The organism is Halobacillus seohaensis, from assembly GCF_042663045.1.
GTDB classification, from domain to species: domain Bacteria; phylum Bacillota; class Bacilli; order Bacillales; family Halobacillaceae; genus Halobacillus_A; species Halobacillus_A seohaensis.
In genome coordinates, this window is sequence record NZ_JBHSZV010000010.1 from 136311 (window position 1) to 154639 (window position 18329).

16 protein-coding genes are annotated in these 18329 nt (G+C 38.3%); 10 read left to right on the forward strand and 6 right to left on the reverse strand.

The features are described from left to right. Window positions 1-178 precede the first annotated feature (178 nt). The 3 genes from ACFQIC_RS03805 to ACFQIC_RS03815 all read right to left on the reverse strand — a co-directional run bounded on the left by ACFQIC_RS03805 (window position 179) and on the right by ACFQIC_RS03815 (window position 2084). Window positions 179-382 (reverse strand): hypothetical protein, encoded by a 204-nt coding sequence (locus ACFQIC_RS03805; RefSeq protein WP_390216946.1) that lies wholly within the window; start codon window positions 380-382, stop codon window positions 179-181. Window positions 383-658: 276 nt separating this feature from the next. Continuing rightward, entirely contained in the window at window positions 659-1009 is a 351-nt protein-coding gene (locus tag ACFQIC_RS03810) for a DUF2200 domain-containing protein (RefSeq protein ID WP_204708661.1), read from the reverse strand. Between the two features lie 544 nt (window positions 1010-1553). Further along, entirely contained in the window at window positions 1554-2084 is a 531-nt protein-coding gene (locus tag ACFQIC_RS03815) for a GrpB family protein (protein WP_204708660.1), read from the reverse strand. Window positions 2085-2417: 333 nt separating this feature from the next. Between ACFQIC_RS03815 and ACFQIC_RS03820 the strand changes: the two genes are divergently transcribed. The 3 genes from ACFQIC_RS03820 to ACFQIC_RS03830 all read left to right on the forward strand — a co-directional run bounded on the left by ACFQIC_RS03820 (window position 2418) and on the right by ACFQIC_RS03830 (window position 4956). Further along, window positions 2418-3206 (forward strand): hypothetical protein, encoded by a 789-nt coding sequence (locus ACFQIC_RS03820; RefSeq protein WP_204708659.1) that lies wholly within the window; start codon window positions 2418-2420, stop codon window positions 3204-3206. 4 nt (window positions 3207-3210) lie between these two features. Further along, window positions 3211-3669 carry a hypothetical protein gene (locus ACFQIC_RS03825; protein WP_204708658.1) on the forward strand — a complete coding sequence of 153 codons (459 nt, stop codon included), beginning with the start codon at window positions 3211-3213 and terminating at the stop codon, window positions 3667-3669. Window positions 3670-3972: 303 nt separating this feature from the next. Further along, window positions 3973-4956, forward strand: a complete 984-nt coding sequence (locus ACFQIC_RS03830) for a Gfo/Idh/MocA family protein (protein WP_204708657.1) — start codon at window positions 3973-3975, stop codon at window positions 4954-4956. A 1254-nt stretch (window positions 4957-6210) separates the two neighbouring features. On the opposite strand, the gene ACFQIC_RS03835 is transcribed toward ACFQIC_RS03830, so the two are convergent. Both ACFQIC_RS03835 and ACFQIC_RS03840 read right to left on the reverse strand, forming a co-directional pair. Beyond that, complete coding sequence (locus ACFQIC_RS03835; RefSeq protein WP_204708656.1) at window positions 6211-7464, reverse strand: vWA domain-containing protein; 1254 nt, start codon at window positions 7462-7464, stop codon at window positions 6211-6213. Window positions 7465-7557: 93 nt separating this feature from the next. Next, window positions 7558-8556, reverse strand: a complete 999-nt coding sequence (locus ACFQIC_RS03840; RefSeq protein ID WP_204708655.1) for a helix-turn-helix transcriptional regulator — start codon at window positions 8554-8556, stop codon at window positions 7558-7560. A gap of 143 nt (window positions 8557-8699) precedes the next feature. Between ACFQIC_RS03840 and ACFQIC_RS03845 the strand changes: the two genes are divergently transcribed. The 4 genes from ACFQIC_RS03845 (at window position 8700) to ACFQIC_RS03860 (ending at window position 13363) form a co-directional block, all read left to right on the forward strand. Continuing rightward, window positions 8700-9095 carry a (deoxy)nucleoside triphosphate pyrophosphohydrolase gene (locus ACFQIC_RS03845; protein ID WP_204708654.1) on the forward strand — a complete coding sequence of 132 codons (396 nt, stop codon included), beginning with the start codon at window positions 8700-8702 and terminating at the stop codon, window positions 9093-9095. A 467-nt stretch (window positions 9096-9562) separates the two neighbouring features. Next, the gene (locus ACFQIC_RS03850) at window positions 9563-11668 is read left to right on the forward strand and encodes a BglG family transcription antiterminator (RefSeq protein WP_390216948.1); all 2106 of its coding nucleotides are present in this window, start codon (window positions 9563-9565) and stop codon (window positions 11666-11668) included. A 24-nt stretch (window positions 11669-11692) separates the two neighbouring features. Next, window positions 11693-11959 carry a PTS sugar transporter subunit IIB gene (locus tag ACFQIC_RS03855; protein ID WP_204708652.1) on the forward strand — a complete coding sequence of 89 codons (267 nt, stop codon included), beginning with the start codon at window positions 11693-11695 and terminating at the stop codon, window positions 11957-11959. A gap of 36 nt (window positions 11960-11995) precedes the next feature. Continuing rightward, the gene (locus tag ACFQIC_RS03860) at window positions 11996-13363 is read left to right on the forward strand and encodes a PTS ascorbate transporter subunit IIC (protein WP_204708651.1); all 1368 of its coding nucleotides are present in this window, start codon (window positions 11996-11998) and stop codon (window positions 13361-13363) included. A 122-nt stretch (window positions 13364-13485) separates the two neighbouring features. On the opposite strand, the gene ACFQIC_RS03865 is transcribed toward ACFQIC_RS03860, so the two are convergent. Further along, window positions 13486-14652 carry a lactate 2-monooxygenase gene (locus ACFQIC_RS03865; protein WP_204708650.1) on the reverse strand — a complete coding sequence of 389 codons (1167 nt, stop codon included), beginning with the start codon at window positions 14650-14652 and terminating at the stop codon, window positions 13486-13488. Between the two features lie 632 nt (window positions 14653-15284). On the opposite strand from ACFQIC_RS03865, the gene desA reads away from it, so the two are divergent. The 3 genes from desA to ACFQIC_RS03880 all read left to right on the forward strand — a co-directional run bounded on the left by desA (window position 15285) and on the right by ACFQIC_RS03880 (window position 18163). Continuing rightward, window positions 15285-16331, forward strand: coding sequence for a Delta(5) desaturase DesA (gene desA, locus ACFQIC_RS03870; protein ID WP_204708649.1), 1047 nt, complete (start codon window positions 15285-15287; stop codon window positions 16329-16331). Between the two features lie 99 nt (window positions 16332-16430). Further along, a complete protein-coding gene (locus tag ACFQIC_RS03875; RefSeq protein ID WP_204708648.1) occupies window positions 16431-17567 on the forward strand; it encodes a sensor histidine kinase in 1137 nt (378 codons plus the stop codon). Then, complete coding sequence (locus tag ACFQIC_RS03880) at window positions 17564-18163, forward strand: response regulator (protein ID WP_204708647.1); 600 nt, start codon at window positions 17564-17566, stop codon at window positions 18161-18163. Before ACFQIC_RS03875 ends, ACFQIC_RS03880 begins: the two co-directional genes overlap by 4 nt. Window positions 18164-18329 lie beyond the last annotated feature (166 nt).

The window sequence follows — 18329 nt, forward strand, 5'->3', positions numbered from 1 at the left end:
TAAGTAATTAATTCGTAGTAAATCTTATCTTTTCCCCATTTTAATATCTTTGAGTTTTCGTCCACTCTCTCACCATATCTTCCCTCAAGGTTTTCATTTATCTTTACACTTTCTTCAGTAAAATCAAATGCATTTTGTATCTTAGTAGCACTAAAAGTAGTCTTACCATTATCTTTGCTTATAAAGGTAACAAATAAAAAGTTTTTTTGTCCTCAGATATGCTTTCCACATCCACTTCTGTTTTAGAAGGATTATAAGGAAGAACCTTAGGAATTTCAGGGGTGAAAGACAACTCTTTAAGAGCATCATTCAATTTTGTTTTTTCGTATTCAACAAAGCCACTTGTTGAGCCATTACTGCAACCAATTAAAATCACAATCATTACAATGAACAAGAAAACATGCCTCTTCAAAAAAATACTCCTAACTTCACAACCTCTATGTACTGTTTAAAAAGGATAATCACTGACTTTCTTAATAGTAGGTTGGATATCATACAAAATAGTACTTCTTCCCAACCTGAACTCTTCTGCTGAATTAAACCTAGCCCAAGAGTCAGATTACTGTACTAGTTATTAGCCTGAATTTTTAATTTTAACAAAAAACACCGATTCATTTATATTTTATAAATGGAAGCAGTGTTTCTTCGTTTTTTATTATTATTTTCGCAAAATCTTCTCCATCGCTTTTCCCTTTGCTAATTCATCAATCAGCTTATCCAAATAGCGAATTTCCTGCATAGTTGGTTCTTCGATGTCTTCCACTCTGACACCGCAGACCACACCTTTAATCAAAGTACGTGAAGGATTCAGTTGGGAAGCTTCTTCAAAGAAGGCCTCAAAGTTTGTCTGCTTTTCCAGTTGCGCTTCTAACTCTTCCTGGCTATACCCTGTCAACCAACGGATGATTTCATCGACTTCTGCTTTCGTACGCCCTTTTTTCTCTGCCTTCGTAACATAATGAGGATAGACACTTGAGACACTCATTGTATAGATCTTATGTTTGGTCATGATACATCCTCCCTTTCTTTTGATACATTGTTCTCCAATTATATCATTCAAAAGTGATTTTGATTTCTCATGGCACGATATAATCCTTCATATACTCAATACTTATGTAATATAGGAGAGTTCTCTATTGAGCATTGCCCTCTTTAGCTAAAGGTTTGTTTTCAAGATTAATCAGTACCATCTGCTTTTCTTTCCCAAGTCACCTCATACAACCATTTGAAAAAAGTTGCAAAAAAAGAGAAACCAATTATCTCTACAGGGTTTAATGATGAGAACAATACCTGCCATAATGAAAAACCGGCAATCATAAATAAGAAGAACCTAAAATAACTTAACACCTTTACCACCTCTATTTTACCCTTTGAGACTATCATATTTTTTGATACCATCTATCTTTATCTTAACAATCTGAATAGGAGAAAAGAGATCGTCCATATTGAACAATCGCCCCTTTACCGGAAGACTTGATTTCGAGATGTCCTCGAGTTGAATTAAAACTACCGTAACCGCTTGTTGAAGAAGAAAATTTAAAATTATTCACCTATTATTTTTCACGTTTCCATTCAATCGCTTTTCGTTCCAGATCTTGTACAAAATCATTTTTACCCTCACTATATCGTTCGATGTCTTTGGGGAACTGTTTAGAAAGTCTTTCTTTTAATTTCCCATATTCAATCATATCTTCACTATGCGATTTCAGGTAGTCACGGACTGCAAGATGACGTTCTATTTCAAAGTTATTATCATTTTGAAAAAAATGAATTTGGTGTGTCCTGTTCTCTCCACCTTTTCTAAAATACCTTCTTCCTATAATTCCTAACTCCCCAAGTGGCTCATAGCCTATTTCAATCATTTTTTCATTAAAATCATCAACTTTTTCAACATTATTAACTACTGGCATGATATCGATGATTGGCTTAGCTTTTAAGTTGGGTACTGCTGTACTACCTATATGATAAATTTCAACAAGTTCATCATTGAATATTTCTCGTATTTTTAGTGCTTCCTTTTTGTACAGTTCATTCCAGTTTTCATCATACTCTGTAACAATAATGTTCAAAGCACGGTTAACCATTAAATATCCCCCCTTCGCTACATTTATTTTAACATTTTCTCTTCAACTCCTCTTTTCGATAGCACAATAAGCACTATCCACTGTGCAGCTATCACCTCCATTAGTGAAATACAAAAGACATTCAATATGCAAAATTAAGTTTAACGAAATATTTTTTTCATCTAATTACCCCTTACTTTCAGAGCCTTGATCCCTTTTGATTATCACAAAAAACAGGAATGAATTGTTTGAAAAAAATCCTAACTAGCGTGTTGAGATGATAAATGTATAAAAAATCCAGCAAAAGAAAAACTAATTGTAAAATAAAGCTCTTTTGCAAGGTGGTTTCAATGGATGGACAACTACACGAATGATAATACTGCTAGACGCTACACAGCCCATGTTACTACTTTGGGGACTACACAACTCCATTTAAGAAATCCCTATATCATAGCTTGGTGGAGTGCAGCATTTCCCGGATTTGGACATTTACTATTGTCTAAATATCTTCGTGGTTTTGTTTTATTTATCTGGGAAGTTATTGTTAATCTCAATGCGAATGTTAATTTATCCATGGTTTATTCATTTCAAGGTGAAATAGATATGGCTAAAGATATATTAGATACTAGGTGGCTTTTAGCATATATACCAGTTTATCTATTTGGAATCTGGGATAGTTACCGAACAACAGTAGATATGAATAAAGTTTACCTTTTAGCAGAACGAGAAGAACATCGCTTTAATTCTTTCGGTTTAGGTGCGCTTGAAATTAACTATCTAGATAAGAGAAATCCAGTGATGGCTTTTATTTGGTCTTTATTTGTTCCTGGACTTGGTCAACTTTATATACATAGAATATTGACCGCCTTTTTCGTTATTACTTGGTTTGTTATCTTTTCTTACTTTTCTCATAGCCTTGAAGCTGTTTCGTTGCTGTTTCTCGGAGAATTACAGGAGGCCACAACGGTGTTAAAACCTCAATGGCTATTATTTTTCCCATCACTTTATGGTTTCGCTATTTTTGATTCATATATGAATACAGTGGAGAACAATAAGCTTTACGAGAAAGAACAGCGAAAATTTTTAAAAGAAAATTTTCAAGCTTCTACTTTCAAAGTAAATAAAGGACAAAAGAAGGAGTGACGAAATGCAGCTATTTTCAACTTTCGAAAATAACTCCTTTCTAGAATTAGCCATTTCAATCCTGAAGAAGAAGGGTATTAACGAAGAAAATATTTATGCCGTTCCCCTTGATAATCGAAAGGATGAGCGGCAGATCTTTGATACCATTCATCGTTCAGATGGTACTTCACTCATTGACATTGGGATGGTTCTTGCAACAGCATTTTCTGTAATAAGTACCAGTATAGGGTTTAAGTTAGCGTGGGGCCCTATATACTGGGGATTAATTGGTGCATTTACAGGATTCATTATTGGTCTTGCTATTCGAGTTTTTACAGAAAAGGTACTCAAAAAGAAAAACAGACTATTAAAAGGTAAACAATCAGAAGTTATTTTAATAATAGATTGTGAGGAAACACAGGCTGAATTAGTAGAGAATATTTTGTGGAGTCATTATGCTTTAGGCGTTAGAAAAGTTAAGTGAATTTTATAAGCACAAGGTTTTCATAGTCAACTCGATGAAGTTTTTGAAAAGGAATGGTAAATAATCGATTTATGAATGAACAAGATACTCGCTATTTAGATAAGTGATAGGAAGAGGCAGTTTAGTAGCAGAGACAAAATAGAATTGTGTTTAGGGGTATTTGAGTACTGAGTAGAACTGTTTTCCGCTGAAGATGATACATATGTTAAATATTCTTCAGGATTAATGCTCTTATTGTTGTCTTTTCTTTAGTCACCTTCTAAGCGATGTTATATTAAACGAATAGTACATAATAGGAGGGAAATGGTAATGGAACAAATCAGATGGGGAATTATCGGTTGTGGAGACGTTACAGAAGTGAAAAGTGGGCCTGCCTTTAACTTGGTAGAAGGCAGTTCCCTTGTTGCGGTTATGAGAAGAAATGCTGATCTAGCAAAAGACTATGCTATTCGTCACGGTGTTCCTAAATGGTATGATCGAGCTGAAGACTTAATTCATGACGAAGAAGTGGATGCTGTTTATATCGCTACACCACCTTCGACTCACAAAGAGTATACTATCTTGGCCGCTAAAGCAGGAAAACCTATTTATGTAGAGAAACCGATGGCCATGAACACAAAAGAATGTGAGGAGATGGTGGAGGTATGTAAACAAGAGCAGGTACCATTATATGTTGCCTACTATCGACGTGCATTACCCCGTTTCTTGAAAGTGAAAGAACTGTTAGAAGCTGGTGAGATTGGGGAAATTCGTTTTGTTTCCATACAACAAACACAACAAATAATCGAAAAAGATGAAAATGGAGAATGGCCTTGGAGAGTTTTACCTGAGATAAGTGGTGGAGGTCTCTTTTATGATGTTGCTTCGCATACATTAGATCTGTTCGATTTTTTAATAGGACCTATAAAAAAAGCTAAAGGAATAGCTGTAAATCAAGCAGGTTCCTACCCCGCTGAAGATATGGTAAATGGGATCGTGGAGTTTGAAAACGGTGTTATTGGAAATGGGGTTTGGAGTTTTTCCTCCTATAAAAATGAAGATATGAACCGTATCGTAGGATCTAAAGGAGAAATCTTATTTTCTTCCTTCGATGAAAAACCAGTTACCATTATTACAGAAACAAAAAGCAAACAACATATCATTGAACACCCGAAACACATCCAAAAAGATTTAATTCAAGCTATTGTTCAGGAACTACTTGGTAAGGGAACTTCTCCAAGCACAGGAGAAACAGCTCTTCGCACGAACAGAGTAATGCAAGAGTTTGTTAAAAGTTATTACAGTTAAGTAGGTAATAAAAGTCTGATGTTCTGTGAATAAATAGTTCGGTTTTGGAGTACAAAAACATATGTAGAGGGAAAAATAGCAACAGAATTATCGAACCAATAACATACTAAATAACATGACAATTGGTAAAGAAAAACGCTTGGACATTTTAATATCCAAGCGTTTTTCTTTATATTTTCTTCTTCAACTAAAGCATCCTTTAGCTTCGAGAGATGTTGCTTCCGTTATGGTTGAAAGTGCTTGGAGGTCCGGGGAGATTCCCAAGCCCCCTTCGATGTGTGAGAAACGAATCCCTTTCCCAGAAGGGCTATCTTCCACTATCCGTGTTCTATGGCAATGAACCTCTCTATATCAAGGATTTTAATAGGACCGCCCGCTATCAAGATTTGCATGCAAACTTAGGAATGGCTACCTTTTCTTGAAGGGCTATCAAGACACTTATATGGTAAAGGGGCGGAGGGAAACGGTGAGACTCCTATGGGATGTGCGGGACAGCTGAGACCCCACAGGACGGAGTCCGAGGAGGCTCAGCGCCCGCCCCATGGAAAGCGAACCGTTTCCCGCAGCCCCTACATTCACACAAACATCTCGAATTCAAGTCTTCAACAATACGGTTTCGTTAGTTTAATTGTAATCGTCCACAATCTCTCTATATATTTTAACATAAATCCCAATATTCCTTTTGGTTTACCACAATCAACATTACAAATTGCACCATAATTAGCCTAGTATTTAGCACGTTGACTATAGCTATTGTCACTATGTTATTTGTGGAGTGATTTTGTATGCTAATTTATATGTTAAATACCGATATTCCTTGTTATTTCATGTTTTGTACTCGAAAAATGAACCCGTTATTCTATGAACATCAGACTTTTATTAGTGAAAGGAATAGAGTTAAACGCTGAATTACTTCGGTTAACATTAAGATTTTAAAAGACCTATAATTGCAGAGGAACGAGGAACAACCACAATTCATTAGACAAGAATGATAACCTCCTTCAAGGCAACATCTGTAACAACTGTTTCGAAATTATGACCTTTTCGTACAGCGACTTCATTTATGTCAATGATACGCAGAGCGAATGTGCTAGGGACTAATCGAAAAACAAAGAACACTTTTTGTCACTTTTAAATCAACCATAAACGGGTACCTGCAAGAAAATAAGACCTACAATCAAGCCTGGCCTTAATCTATTCTATAATCCGAATATTCAACCCTCTATTCAATTCTCAGCCATAATACCCCCTTGCTCAGGACTCTCGTTTACCCCGCTTCATGCGACGATACTTCTCTGCATGTAATGCTTTTCTTTTATTCTCGGAGTAGTCAAAGTTCTGCACATGGTGAAGTACTACCTCTGATTCCGCAAGCAACTCTTCATCGTTTAGCTCCACAGCTCGTGATTCCATGTGAAGAGCATTGCTATATAGCAACTTTTTCCCGCCGTCCATATCTCCTTCATCAAAAAGGTGCAGCGCTTGCTCCAATTGCTTTGCTGATTTCGTAATCTCTATCTGCTTCTCAACAGATGGATTCGGTTGTGAAGATAACTTTTCCAAGTCTGATGTGTATTCGATTGTAATCGTACGCTGAAACTTGCATTCCTTTACGCCATAAGTAACATCCATAAAGGACCAATCCACATGAAGCATGTCAGCGAGTCCTTGTTTGTGGGAAGGCAGAGAACATTCGATCAGGACTGATTTCTTCTCCTTCGAATACGAATCACCCAACCGAACTTCTATTCCTTCATCGGTTTCCTTCGAATGATAGCCAGAAATATTTTTAATTTTAACCCCCGGAGCTGGTGTTAGGTTTAGCGAGACATTTTGAGCCACTACAGATAAGAGTCCATCTAATTCTTTTTCAAAAATGTTAGGAATCGTTTCTAATTGATCAATGAAGTGATAATTACCATTACCAGCATTGGCAATCCCTTCAAGCAGCTCCTCATCGAAATGATCTCCCACTCCCATCGTTGTAATTACAGCCCCTGCAGTAGAGTAATCTTCCGCTATCTTTTGTAGATTGATTGCATCGGTAATCCCGGAATTCGCTACACCATCAGATAACAGAATGACTCGATTGACATACTCCTTCGTTTTCTGTGTCAAAATGTTTTGGCACCCTTGAATCAATCCACCACTTAAATTGGTTATCCCTCCCGTTTCAATCGTATCGATGCGATTTTTTAATACATTCTTGTTCGTAACGTTTTGTGAGTGAAAGACTGTGTCGACCTCATCATCAAAAACAACCAGATTCATGATGTCATAATTAGATAGTTGATTAACGACGAATTTACTTGCTTCTTTACAATATTCCAATGGTTCTCCCGTCATGGATCCGCTTCTATCTAACACAAGCGAAAGATTGATCGGTGATCGATTAACTTCATTACTTTCCTGCGAATTCAATTCAAGTAATAGAAACACCGAATCATCCCCGGTAGTTGGCACAACAGGCATTTGGTGGGCATGAGACAATTCTACACTTTCACTCATTATTCATCACTCCTCATAGAATGTTCGTTCACTGTAAGTAAATAATAGCACCATAAAAAAATAGACCCTTACCTAAAAAAGGAAGGGTCTAACCTAAGAATTGTATATATTATACATTTTATTCACTTGCTCTTGAATCTCTTGTCTTAATTCAGGAGGCTCAATTACTTCCGCGTTTCCTCCCCAATTTAACAGCCAGCCTACAAGCCCATCACTTATAACTGCCTTTGTTTTTAAAGTAAAATAGCCATCATCAGATGCATCAATCGGGACATTTTTTCCAAATCGGTCGATAATCACATTAATTAAATGGTTGGCGAACTTCACTTTGATCCATTTCTCTGTTCCGGTAAACATATGAAAAAGTGTCTTCGTATACTTAGAAGAGTCAAACTCCTCTTTCTGTTGAAAAACTTCTCCGATAACTTGAAGTTTCACCATCCGATCAACCCGAAAATGACGGATTTCTTCATGTTCAGGCGACCAGCCAATCAAGTAATAATAATCACGGTTCCACACGAGCGCGTATGGATGAAGTTTATATATTTTGCCCTCTCGACTTAAAGCGAATTCCTTATCTACACCGTATCGTCCATATTGAAAGTGAATCACATGATGATCATTAATCGCATTGTGCAAATCATAAATGACATACTTCACTTTATTCGATTGACTGTGGGCTATCTCCTCGATATGCAACTGGTTCTCCAATTTGGCCGCCAAATGCTCACTCGTCAGCTTCTTGATCTTTCCAATTAAACTCTCTTTTTCCGATTTCGTAATAAACCGTGCTGAAACAACGGCATCACTCAGCAAACGTAACTCCTGAATCTCAAATAAACGATTCTGATGGCTATAGTATTTCGGCAACCCATTTGTCTCTTGATTAACGATTAAGTCGACGACATCAGATTCCTCGAAACAATCAAGGTCAACTTTAATTGATTTTTTACTAAAACCATAGAATGAATCAAATTCCTTGTTTAAAAGATCCGTGATTTCGCTGAGTGTGCGTTCGTTTTCTTCGTCTGTATGTTTTTCCAGGATGTTTTTAAGAACGAGGACGCGTTCTCGGGTGTTGAGTTTATCCATTAAATGAACCCCCTCACGTTTTGAAGAACTTTTATATTAACTATTTCCAATAAAATCCTATTTATCTATATAGCTTATCATTAATCCATTTCAGGAAAAATGCTATTATAATATGAGACAGTGTCAACAGAGGAGGAACTAACTTGAAAAAGACCGTAAAAGTCGTCGCTGCAATTATCGAAAATGATCACAATGAAATTCTGTGTGCCTTGCGTTCTCCCGAAATGGCTATTCCCAACACGTGGGAGTTTCCTGGTGGAAAAGTGGAAGATGGGGAAAGTCTAAATGAAGCATTAGAAAGAGAAATAAACGAAGAACTTTCATGTAGTATAGACACTTTTGACGTATTCGATGAGAATGTTCATGAATATGACGCTTTTATTATCCAATTAATTGCTATTAAAGGAAAATTAATCGAGGGGCAGCCAACACCTAGCGAGCATTCTAGTTTAATTTGGTTAAAACGTGAAAATTTACATTCCCTCGTATGGGCTCCTGCCGATATTCCAGCAGTGGAACAGTTAGTAAATGAAGTGTAGTCCTTGACTACACTTCATCTGTTAATTCCGTATATGAATTTGCCAGGACTCACTTTCTAGTTCCAGAATAATAGTCATTATTGGTTTATTACCTTCATAATTAATCGTGTTTTCTTTTCTTCTGTGTATTCAAATATATAAGATTTCGTATGCAAGCTCACCTCCCTTTCATTAACAAAAAAACTCATTTAATCGATCCAGAGCTTTAGGGCTCGTAGTATTAAGATGGGTTGAAGTTATAATTTTCACCCTTGATTCCATCACTATTAAAATTCCTTTTTTATAACAATGTATGAGTATGATTACTGAATTTCTTAACCGTTCACTTTTGCAAAATTATAAACTACAAAACTTGCACATTGAAACCACTTACATAACTACGAAATAAAGAATATAATCAATTCATAAGATGATCATCAAAATTTCCACAAGTATAATTTTGCAAAAACGAGGGGATTCCTATGGTTTTGGATAAGAGGCGTGCACACTTGTTATCCATTATGAAACATTCGTCCGCTCCGGTTCCTACGAAAGATCTAGTTGAGAAAATAAAGGTATCTCAGCGGACGATTTATTATGATGTCGAACAAATTAACGATTGGTTAAAAGAACAAAACTTACCGCTCATTGAAAGTGTTCATGGTAAAGGGTTTCAACTCCCCGATCCTACCAAAGGCTGCTTGGAACATAGTCATGAACAACAATTCGCTGACTATCAATATCAGTTGTCTAGCTCTGAGCGTGAGTTACTTATTAAGGCGAAAATTTTGCTTGAGGAACAAGAGTCTTCGATGAACGACTTTATGGAATTGACGAGTATGAGTCGGGGCACCGTTGCGAAAGCGGTTCAATCAATTAAAGAAGAATTCAAATCTATGAATCTGCAATTATCGTATCAAAAAGGCTCTGGGTACCAATTAGAAGGTCCAGAAGAAGCAAAGCGCAGGATGCTTTCCGATGTATTGTCGACGGTGTTTGCTAATTCTGATTGGTCCAATGTAAGAACTGAAATCCAAAAAATGATTCAAACAGTAGATAACGATCTTACCCAACACGAGGATCAAAGAACGTCCGTTAAAAACCTGCTATATGAAGCTGAGCAAGAGATGGGTTTAACTTTGACGGATGAGATGGTTGAAATGCTTTCTTTGCAAATTTTAATTTTATTAAAAAGAATTCAAGCGAAAAAGTTTGTGCATATCGATTCAGAAGAAAAAGAAGTTTTAAAGCAAACTGAGGCTTTTCAAGCTTCCTATATTATTACGAGAAAATTAGAAGCGCTCTGGGGAGTTACTTTTCCAAATGATGAAATCTGCTTTATCACGATGAATCTTCTTGGTTCAAAAGTACAGCACGATGATTTTAATCGTTACACAGAGAAGGAGTTAAAAGGCTTAAAGAATGTCGCCGAACGAATGATTACTGATTTTCAAACATATTCATGTGTTGTTTTTGATGATCGAAGGGGGCTTGAGGAGAATCTCATCTCTCATATTAAGCCAACTTATTACCGTCTGAAGTATGGTGTGCAGATTGCTAATGAATTATCAGAGCGTATCCAAGAGGATTATCCTGACATTTACCATTTAACGAAACGTGTCATGCTCCACCTTGAGTATTATGTGGGTCAGCCCATTCCTGATGAAGAAACTGCCTATATCACTTTACATTTTGGCGGTTGGTTATCAAAAGAGAAGAAACATGTAGAGACAAAATACAGAGCAATTATTGTTTGTGAAAATGGTATAGGAACATCGAATATGCTGCGAACCCAATTGGAGAACTTAATCGCTGGATTGGATGTCATTGCCACCCTCTCTATGAGAGAGTATCAAACTTCTGACCACCAAGCTGATGTGATATTTTCTACTAATTATATTAAACCTAAAAAAATTCCTGTGATTCATGTCCCTGCCCTCTTGTCGAATGTGGAAAAGGAACATGTTATGCAAAGGATGAATGATCTTTTTCTTACTAATCATTCGAATAGGAATTCGATCGATCATATGTTGGATGCAATAGATCGTCATGCCACCATTCATGAAAGAGACGATTTAAAAAAAGAGTTAACTCATCTTTTAGAACACCACACACCTTCTACAAAGGAGCTTAGAAAACCCATGCTCACTGAATTATTAACAGAAAAAACCATTCAATTTAGAGATCACGTTTCTCATTGGGAAGAAGCCATCCGATTGACAGCTCAACCCTTATTAGATCAAGATTCGATTCAACCGCAATATGTGGAGGCCATGATCGAAAACGTAAATGATTTGGGACCTTACGTTGTGATCGCTCCTCGTATCGCTATCCCTCACGCCCGGCCTGAATCTGGAGTCGAGCGCTTAGGAATGAGCCTCTTACGAGTAAAAGATCCGATATATTTTTCTGAAAAAGAAAAGCACCGCGCCCAATTAATAATTGTTCTGGCAGCCATCGACAACCAGACCCACCTGAAAGCTCTCGCTCAGCTAACGGAAGTCCTGTCTAATGAAGAAAATATTGATCAATTAATTGCAGCCAACGACAGTCAAACGATTCTTGACCTTATTCACCAAAACGTAAATTCATAAAAGAACTTAGAGGAGGAACTCAAGATGAAAAAAATATTAGTTGTATGTGGAAACGGATTAGGCAGTAGCATGATTGTAGAAATGAATGTAAAGGCAGCATTATCTGACATGGGAAAAGAAGCAGATGTATCTCATACAGACCTCTCTACCGCTAAAACTGAACAAGCAGACTTGTTTCTTGGATCAGAAGATATTATCGATAGCTTAGACGATGGCAGCCGTAATGTCGTTCAACTTAAAAATTTAATGGATAAGAAAGAACTTCGGGAAGCTTTAGAAAACAATATGTAATTACGTTATTTTTAACTTATAAAGGAGGAATCACCCATGGTCGATTTAGTTATGCAGGACATACTTGGAACTCCAGCCATTTTAGTTGGTTTATTCGCTCTCATTGGTTTACTTGTTCAAAAGAAAAATTCGGGAGATGTCGTATCAGGAACATTAAAAACGATTATGGGATTTGTGATACTAGGCGCTGGCGCCAATGTTTTAGTTCAGTCCCTTGACCAGTTTAGTAGTATGTTCGATGAAGCTTTTGCTGTTAGTGGAGTAATTCCTAACAACGAAGCAATTGTAGCATTAGCTCAAGAAAGTTTCGGAACAGAAACGGCTATGATCATGTTGTTTGGAATGGTGGTTAATATTATTTTAGCAAGAGCCACCCCGTTCAAATATATTTTCCTTACGGGGCACCACACGATGTTTATGGCTTGTATGATTGCTGTTATCTTAACTACTGGTGGTCTTACAGGTGTACCAATGGTAATCACAGGATCAATTATTCTTGGCTCATTGATGGTCCTTTCTCCAGCAATGCTTCAACCGTTCACCCGTAAAATTACTGGTTCAGATGATTTTGCAGTTGGACACTTTGGCTCCATTGGATACTTCGTCTCTGCATGGGTCGGTAAAGCTGTAGGAAAAAATTCAAAATCAACGGAAGATATTAAAGTTCCTAAATCACTAGGGTTCCTACGTGATACAAGTGTTTCAGTTTCATTAACGATGGTCATTTTATTCTTTGTAGTAGCCGGCTTTGCTGGACCTGCTTTTATTGAGTCTGAACTTAGCGGCGGTCAAAACTTCCTTGTTTTCTCGTTTATGCAAGGTCTAACTTTTGCTGCGGGAGTTTACATCATCCTTGCTGGTGTACGTATGCTACTCGGTGAAATCGTGCCAGCCTTTAAAGGGATTGCAGATAAAGTTGTCCCTAACGCTAAGCCTGCTTTAGATGCACCTGCCGTATTCCCATTTGCGAGTAACGCTGTCATTATAGGTTTCCTAGCTAGCTTTTTTGCTGGTCTTGTCAGTATGATGTTCCTGCCTTTATTAGGATTAAGTGTAATCGTTCCTGGCCTAGTACCTCACTTCTTTACTGGAGCCGCAGCCGGAGTATTTGGAAATGCAACTGGCGGACGTAAAGGAGCCATTCTTGGAGCTATGGCTAATGGGGTTATGATCAGCTTCCTACCAGCACTATTACTTCCTGTACTAGGTTCACTAGGGTTTGAAGGTACCACCTTTGGTGATGCGGACTTTGGCCTTGTTGGTATCGTACTAGGTAACTTAATAAACTCTATTTCATCTAATGTTATGATGATTCTATCTATACTTGTAGTACTCGCTATCCTCTTCTTAATTGGATGGAAGACGAAAGCGAATGAAAATAATAAAGATAAAGAAGCAGCTTAATTTATAGAAAAATATTTTGCGAGCGGAAAATAGCATTTGCGAGCGCTTATAGTAATTTTTTGAGCGATTTAAGAATATAAAACCCGCGGACCATCTAACACTAGGATGGTCCACGGGTTTTTTCATTTCGATTCAACTAGTATGGAGCTATTTAATTCACGGACGGACTTTTCTCCGGCAAGCGCCATGGTTAGATCCATGTCGGCTTTTAAATTTTGCAAAACTTCTGCAACTCCTTGATCGCCTGCAACGGCCAGACCGTACATGCATGGTCGTCCGATGAGTACGGCTTTTGCTCCGAGTGCTAGGGCTTTAATAATATCGGAACCACGCCGGATCCCGCTATCCATGAGGACTGGGATTTTATCTCCAACAACTCCACAAATTTGGGGCAGGGCGGCCAATGCTCCGATGGCTCCGTCGACTTGGCGGCCACCGTGATTGGAGACGATGATACCATCTGCGCCGTGGGCAAGTGCTAGTTTGGCATCTTCTGGGTGAAGTATTCCTTTTAATAGGATTGGGAGAGTGGTGTGTTCCTTTAAAAAGGCTATGTCCTCCCATGTTAGTCCTGGATTTCCGAAGGTTTTTGTCCAATGCATGATCGCTGAGGTTGGGTCTTCTTTAGGTGATGTTGGCAGCTTGGAGCAGAAAGCTGGGTCGGTTAAGTAGTTTCCGACACCTTCGCCTATTAAAAAGGGCAGGTAAACATTTTTCAAATCGTACTCACGCCATGCCATCATGGGGGTGTCTAGTGTAACGACAATGGCGGAATACCCTGATAGTTCAGCTCTTTTCAAGAAACTCCTGGTGACTTCAGGGTCTTTATTCCAATACAATTGAAACCACCTTGGGGCGTCTCCCATCTCTTTGGCGATTTCCTCCATTGGTTTTGTCGATGCAGAACTCGCAATATAAGGAACTCCCATTTCTGCAGATGCTTTGGCAGAGGCGATCTCACCGTCGGAATGGATGATGGATTGAACACCGACTGGAGCCTGCATCATTGGTGATTGATATGTCTCTCCAAATAATTCAATAGTTAAATCTCGTTCTTCTACGTTTCGAAGCATCCTTGGTACAATTTTCCAACGGTTAAAAGCTTCTAGGTTGGCATTCATCGTGCTTTCGCCGCCAGCACCACCCGCTACATAATGATAGGGACCATCTTCCAATACTTCGCGTGCCCGCTTTTCCCATTCTTCATAAACGACTGGTAGTCTGTCTGGATTAGGATCGGTCATCGTTTGATACACCTTAAACTGAATTTGATTTCCATAGTTAGACATAAAATCCTCCTTCATAATGAATCTACTTCTATAGTATCACAATTAAGGAAAACGCTTACATTACATCGAAATCGTGTTCTACTACACCTCTATTTTTCTAAAATGTTACAACAAGTCAATTTGAACTCCCAACTATGACCTTAGAAGGGTGTATACAAATCATACAACAGAGCAGAATCATGGTTCCGTCGTTAGAAACAGAGAAAAGGGCTCAGGGGAACAATTCGTTTTCCGGACCACCTTTTCTCAATATGGTGGACTTTAGTAGAATAAGATATGAAAAAGAAACGTTCTGATCTTTTTTTGTGCGAATTATAAGATGCAGGATTGGAATAATATCTTTTAAGAAGTAAGAATCTGTTCGCTTTCCCTGAGCCCTTTTCTCCATCCGTAACCACGGAACCGTGATTCATCGATTGTTGAATAATCTTCGCATCTATATTCAGGCCAATAGCAACATTAACTTTTACTACAATGTTTTTTTGTGAAAAGCTGCAATGACAGGCATATCGGGTGACCTCTACAAAATACATGACAAATGTCATATAGGAAACCTGACGTTTATGTCTTACATCCATGATGCGATTCTTCTATGATAGAGGTACGATAAAAAACGTTTAAGGAGAAATCCCATGAGCCAACAAAAACAAACCGAGTTAAAAAAGAATGTAGCATCCTTTGCGAAGCCTGATAAATCAGCAGGAATCCGCCAATTAATAAATACACTTGTTCCGTTTTTCTTGCTTTGGTTTCTTGCCTATCAAAGCTTGTCCGTATCAGTATGGCTTGCTGTTCCTGTCGCTATGATTGCAGGAGGATTCGTGATCCGTATGTTTATCATCTTTCACGATTGTACACATATGTCCTTTTTCCAAAATAAAAAAGCAAACCGGATTATTGGAACGATTACCGGGATTATTACACTATTTCCTTTTGAACAATGGAAACGGGAACACTCAATCCACCATGCAACGAGCAGTAACTTAGATAAGCGTGGTACGGGAGATGTATGGGTAATGACGGTCGATGAATACCTTGAAGCATCATTCTGGGGACGGATGGCTTACCGTCTATATCGTCACCCGCTCGTAATGTTCGGATTAGGTCCTATCTACCTTTTCTGTATTTCAAATCGCTTTAACCGTAAAGGAGCAAAGCGTAAGGAACGTATGAATACTCACCTAACGAATGCTTCGATTGTTGTGATCTACGGCCTTTTAATTTGGGCGATCGGTTGGCAGGCCTTCCTGATTATTCAATTTCCGATTCTATACGTATCCGGCGCTCTAGGTATTTGGTTGTTTTACGTGCAGCATCAATTTGAAGATTCCTATTTTGAAGATGAATCAGAGTGGGATTTCGTAAAAGCTGCAGTTGATGGAAGTTCTTATTATAAGTTGCCTAAAATTTTACAATGGGTATCTGGAAGCATTGGTTTTCACCATGTTCATCATTTAAGTCCAAGAGTACCGAACTATAAATTAGAGGAAGCTCATGAGTCCACACCTCCATTACAAAATGCTACAACAATTACGCTGGCTTCAAGCTTGAAGTCAATTCGCTTCCGTCTGTATGATACGGAGAATAAGAAGTTTGTTAGCTTTAAACAGGTTAAACCACTTCTTCATCACACGAAACTTCAAACGAATAGTAAAAGGCCAAGCATTCAAGAGAAATAATAAAATGCACGGAAACCCTATTCTTATTGCATAGAATGGGGTTTTTTTTGTTAAAATGTTGTTAACGATCCGTACAAATACCTAAACGAGGAGGCAATTATGCAAAACTGGTATCACATCATCCCGAAAAATACAGGGCTTAGCTCTTATATATGGATCATATTTTGTTTATTGCCTTTCTTTTTTATATTTAGGTCTTCCTCCGTAACCGAAATTGTCTTTGGTATTTTCATGATTTTACTTTTCTTTCTAGCTTATCGGCTTTCTTTTATTTCAAATAGTGGATTCGTTTACTTATGGGTGGGCATAGAAATGGCCATCAGCATTATGATGACGATGCTATTTGGATATATTTACTTCGCCTTATTTCTAGCATTTTTCATAGGAAACATCCAAAACTTAGCCGGATTTCTAACACTATATATTGTTCATCTTGTTAGTACGATCGCCGCGATAACGGTTATATTTGTTACTCAAAATGAAGCACTTTTTCCTCAACTGCCCTTTGTGATTATTAGTGTGATCGGCGTCATTTTGCTGCCATTTACGATGTACTACCGAATTAAACGTGAAAAGTTGGAAGGTCAATTAGAGGATGCGAACGAAAAGATCTCACAACTGATGGTCGTTGAGGAAAGAGAACGCATTGCACGTGACTTGCACGATACACTCGGGCAAAAACTTTCATTGATCGGATTAAAAAGTGACTTAGCAGGGAAATTAATGGAAACCAAGCCTGATAAAGCCCAAAATGAAATTCAGGATATCCGTCAAACTGCACGAACAGCTTTAAAAGAAGTTCGCGAGATGGTATCTAATATGAGGGGGGCTACACTTAAGGATGAAATGATCCGTGTCCAACAGATTTTGGAGGCTGCTGAAATTGACTTTAGTATGGAAGGAAATCCTGAACTCGAAAAGACTCCCTTACTTGTCGAAAATGTGTTAAGCATGTGTTTGAAAGAGGCTGTTACTAATGTTGTAAAGCATAGTGAGGCTACTGCTTGCCATGTAAGGATTAAACAATCTCCGAACGAGCTGTCTATTGCCGTAGAAGATAATGGAGTAGGCGTTTCCGGAAAAGCGGATGCTGCCCAAGGACATGGGCTACAAGGAATGAGAGAGCGACTTGAATTTGTAAACGGCACCCTGGAAATTTCATCATCAAGTGGCACGACACTTCATATTCGAGTACCTAATATTATTCAACAACCGAAACAGGAGGGAATGGTGTGATTCGTATTGTAATTGCTGAAGACCAGCGAATGCTGCTTGGAGCTCTAGGTTCTCTGCTCGATTTAGAAGAAGATATGGAAGTCGTAGGAACAGCTAAAAATGGAGAGGAAGCATGTAATCTAGTTAATCAGCTACAGCCTGACATTTGTATTATGGATATTGAAATGCCGGTAAAAACTGGACTAGATGCAGCTGAAGAATTAAAGGATAACCCTTGTAAAATTATTATTTTGACTACGTTTGCCAGGGGTGGGTATTTCGAACGTGCGCAAAAAGCGGCGGTCAGCGGCTATTTGTTAAAGGATAGTCCTAGTGAGGATTTGGCGAATTCCATCCGAACGATTATGGATGGTCAAAGGATTTTTGCTCCCGAGTTAGTAGATATGGCTTATGGCGATGAAAATCCCCTCACTGAAAGAGAAAAGCAAGTTATCCAATTAATGGCTGATGGAAAAAATACGAAGGAAATATCAAAGCAGCTCTACATTACGACGGGAACGGTTCGTAATTATATTTCAGTTATCCTGGATAAACTTGAAGTTAGTAATCGGATCGAGGCGATTTCGCGTTTCAGGGAAAAAGGCTGGTTTAAATAAATATGTAATTCCGTTTTGTTGGAGAAAGGGGTGGTGGGGAAGGAGTCGCTTTCCGTGGGCGTGCGCTGAGTCTCCTCAGGCTGACGCCTTCCGGGGTCTCACCTAACCCGCGTATCCCAGTCGAGTAAGCGGGAGCCCTTCACTTTATGTGCGAAGACTCCTCACT

Coding starts and splice junctions, on each gene's coding strand:
- ACFQIC_RS03820 (WP_204708659.1), top strand. CDS start 2,418: ATGGACAACTACACGAATGATAATACTGCTAGACGCTACACAGCCCAT.
- ACFQIC_RS03860 (WP_204708651.1), top strand. CDS start 11,996: ATGGTCGATTTAGTTATGCAGGACATACTTGGAACTCCAGCCATTTTA.
- desA (WP_204708649.1), top strand. CDS start 15,285: ATGAGCCAACAAAAACAAACCGAGTTAAAAAAGAATGTAGCATCCTTT.
- ACFQIC_RS03865 (WP_204708650.1), bottom strand. CDS start 14,652: ATGTCTAACTATGGAAATCAAATTCAGTTTAAGGTGTATCAAACGATG.
- ACFQIC_RS03815 (WP_204708660.1), bottom strand. CDS start 2,084: ATGGTTAACCGTGCTTTGAACATTATTGTTACAGAGTATGATGAAAAC.
- ACFQIC_RS03830 (WP_204708657.1), top strand. CDS start 3,973: ATGGTAATGGAACAAATCAGATGGGGAATTATCGGTTGTGGAGACGTT.
- ACFQIC_RS03810 (WP_204708661.1), bottom strand. CDS start 1,009: ATGACCAAACATAAGATCTATACAATGAGTGTCTCAAGTGTCTATCCT.
- ACFQIC_RS03825 (WP_204708658.1), top strand. CDS start 3,211: ATGCAGCTATTTTCAACTTTCGAAAATAACTCCTTTCTAGAATTAGCC.
- ACFQIC_RS03840 (WP_204708655.1), bottom strand. CDS start 8,556: ATGGATAAACTCAACACCCGAGAACGCGTCCTCGTTCTTAAAAACATC.
- ACFQIC_RS03855 (WP_204708652.1), top strand. CDS start 11,693: ATGAAAAAAATATTAGTTGTATGTGGAAACGGATTAGGCAGTAGCATG.
- ACFQIC_RS03875 (WP_204708648.1), top strand. CDS start 16,431: ATGCAAAACTGGTATCACATCATCCCGAAAAATACAGGGCTTAGCTCT.
- ACFQIC_RS03835 (WP_204708656.1), bottom strand. CDS start 7,464: ATGAGTGAAAGTGTAGAATTGTCTCATGCCCACCAAATGCCTGTTGTG.
- ACFQIC_RS03805 (WP_390216946.1), bottom strand. CDS start 382: ATGATTGTGATTTTAATTGGTTGCAGTAATGGCTCAACAAGTGGCTTT.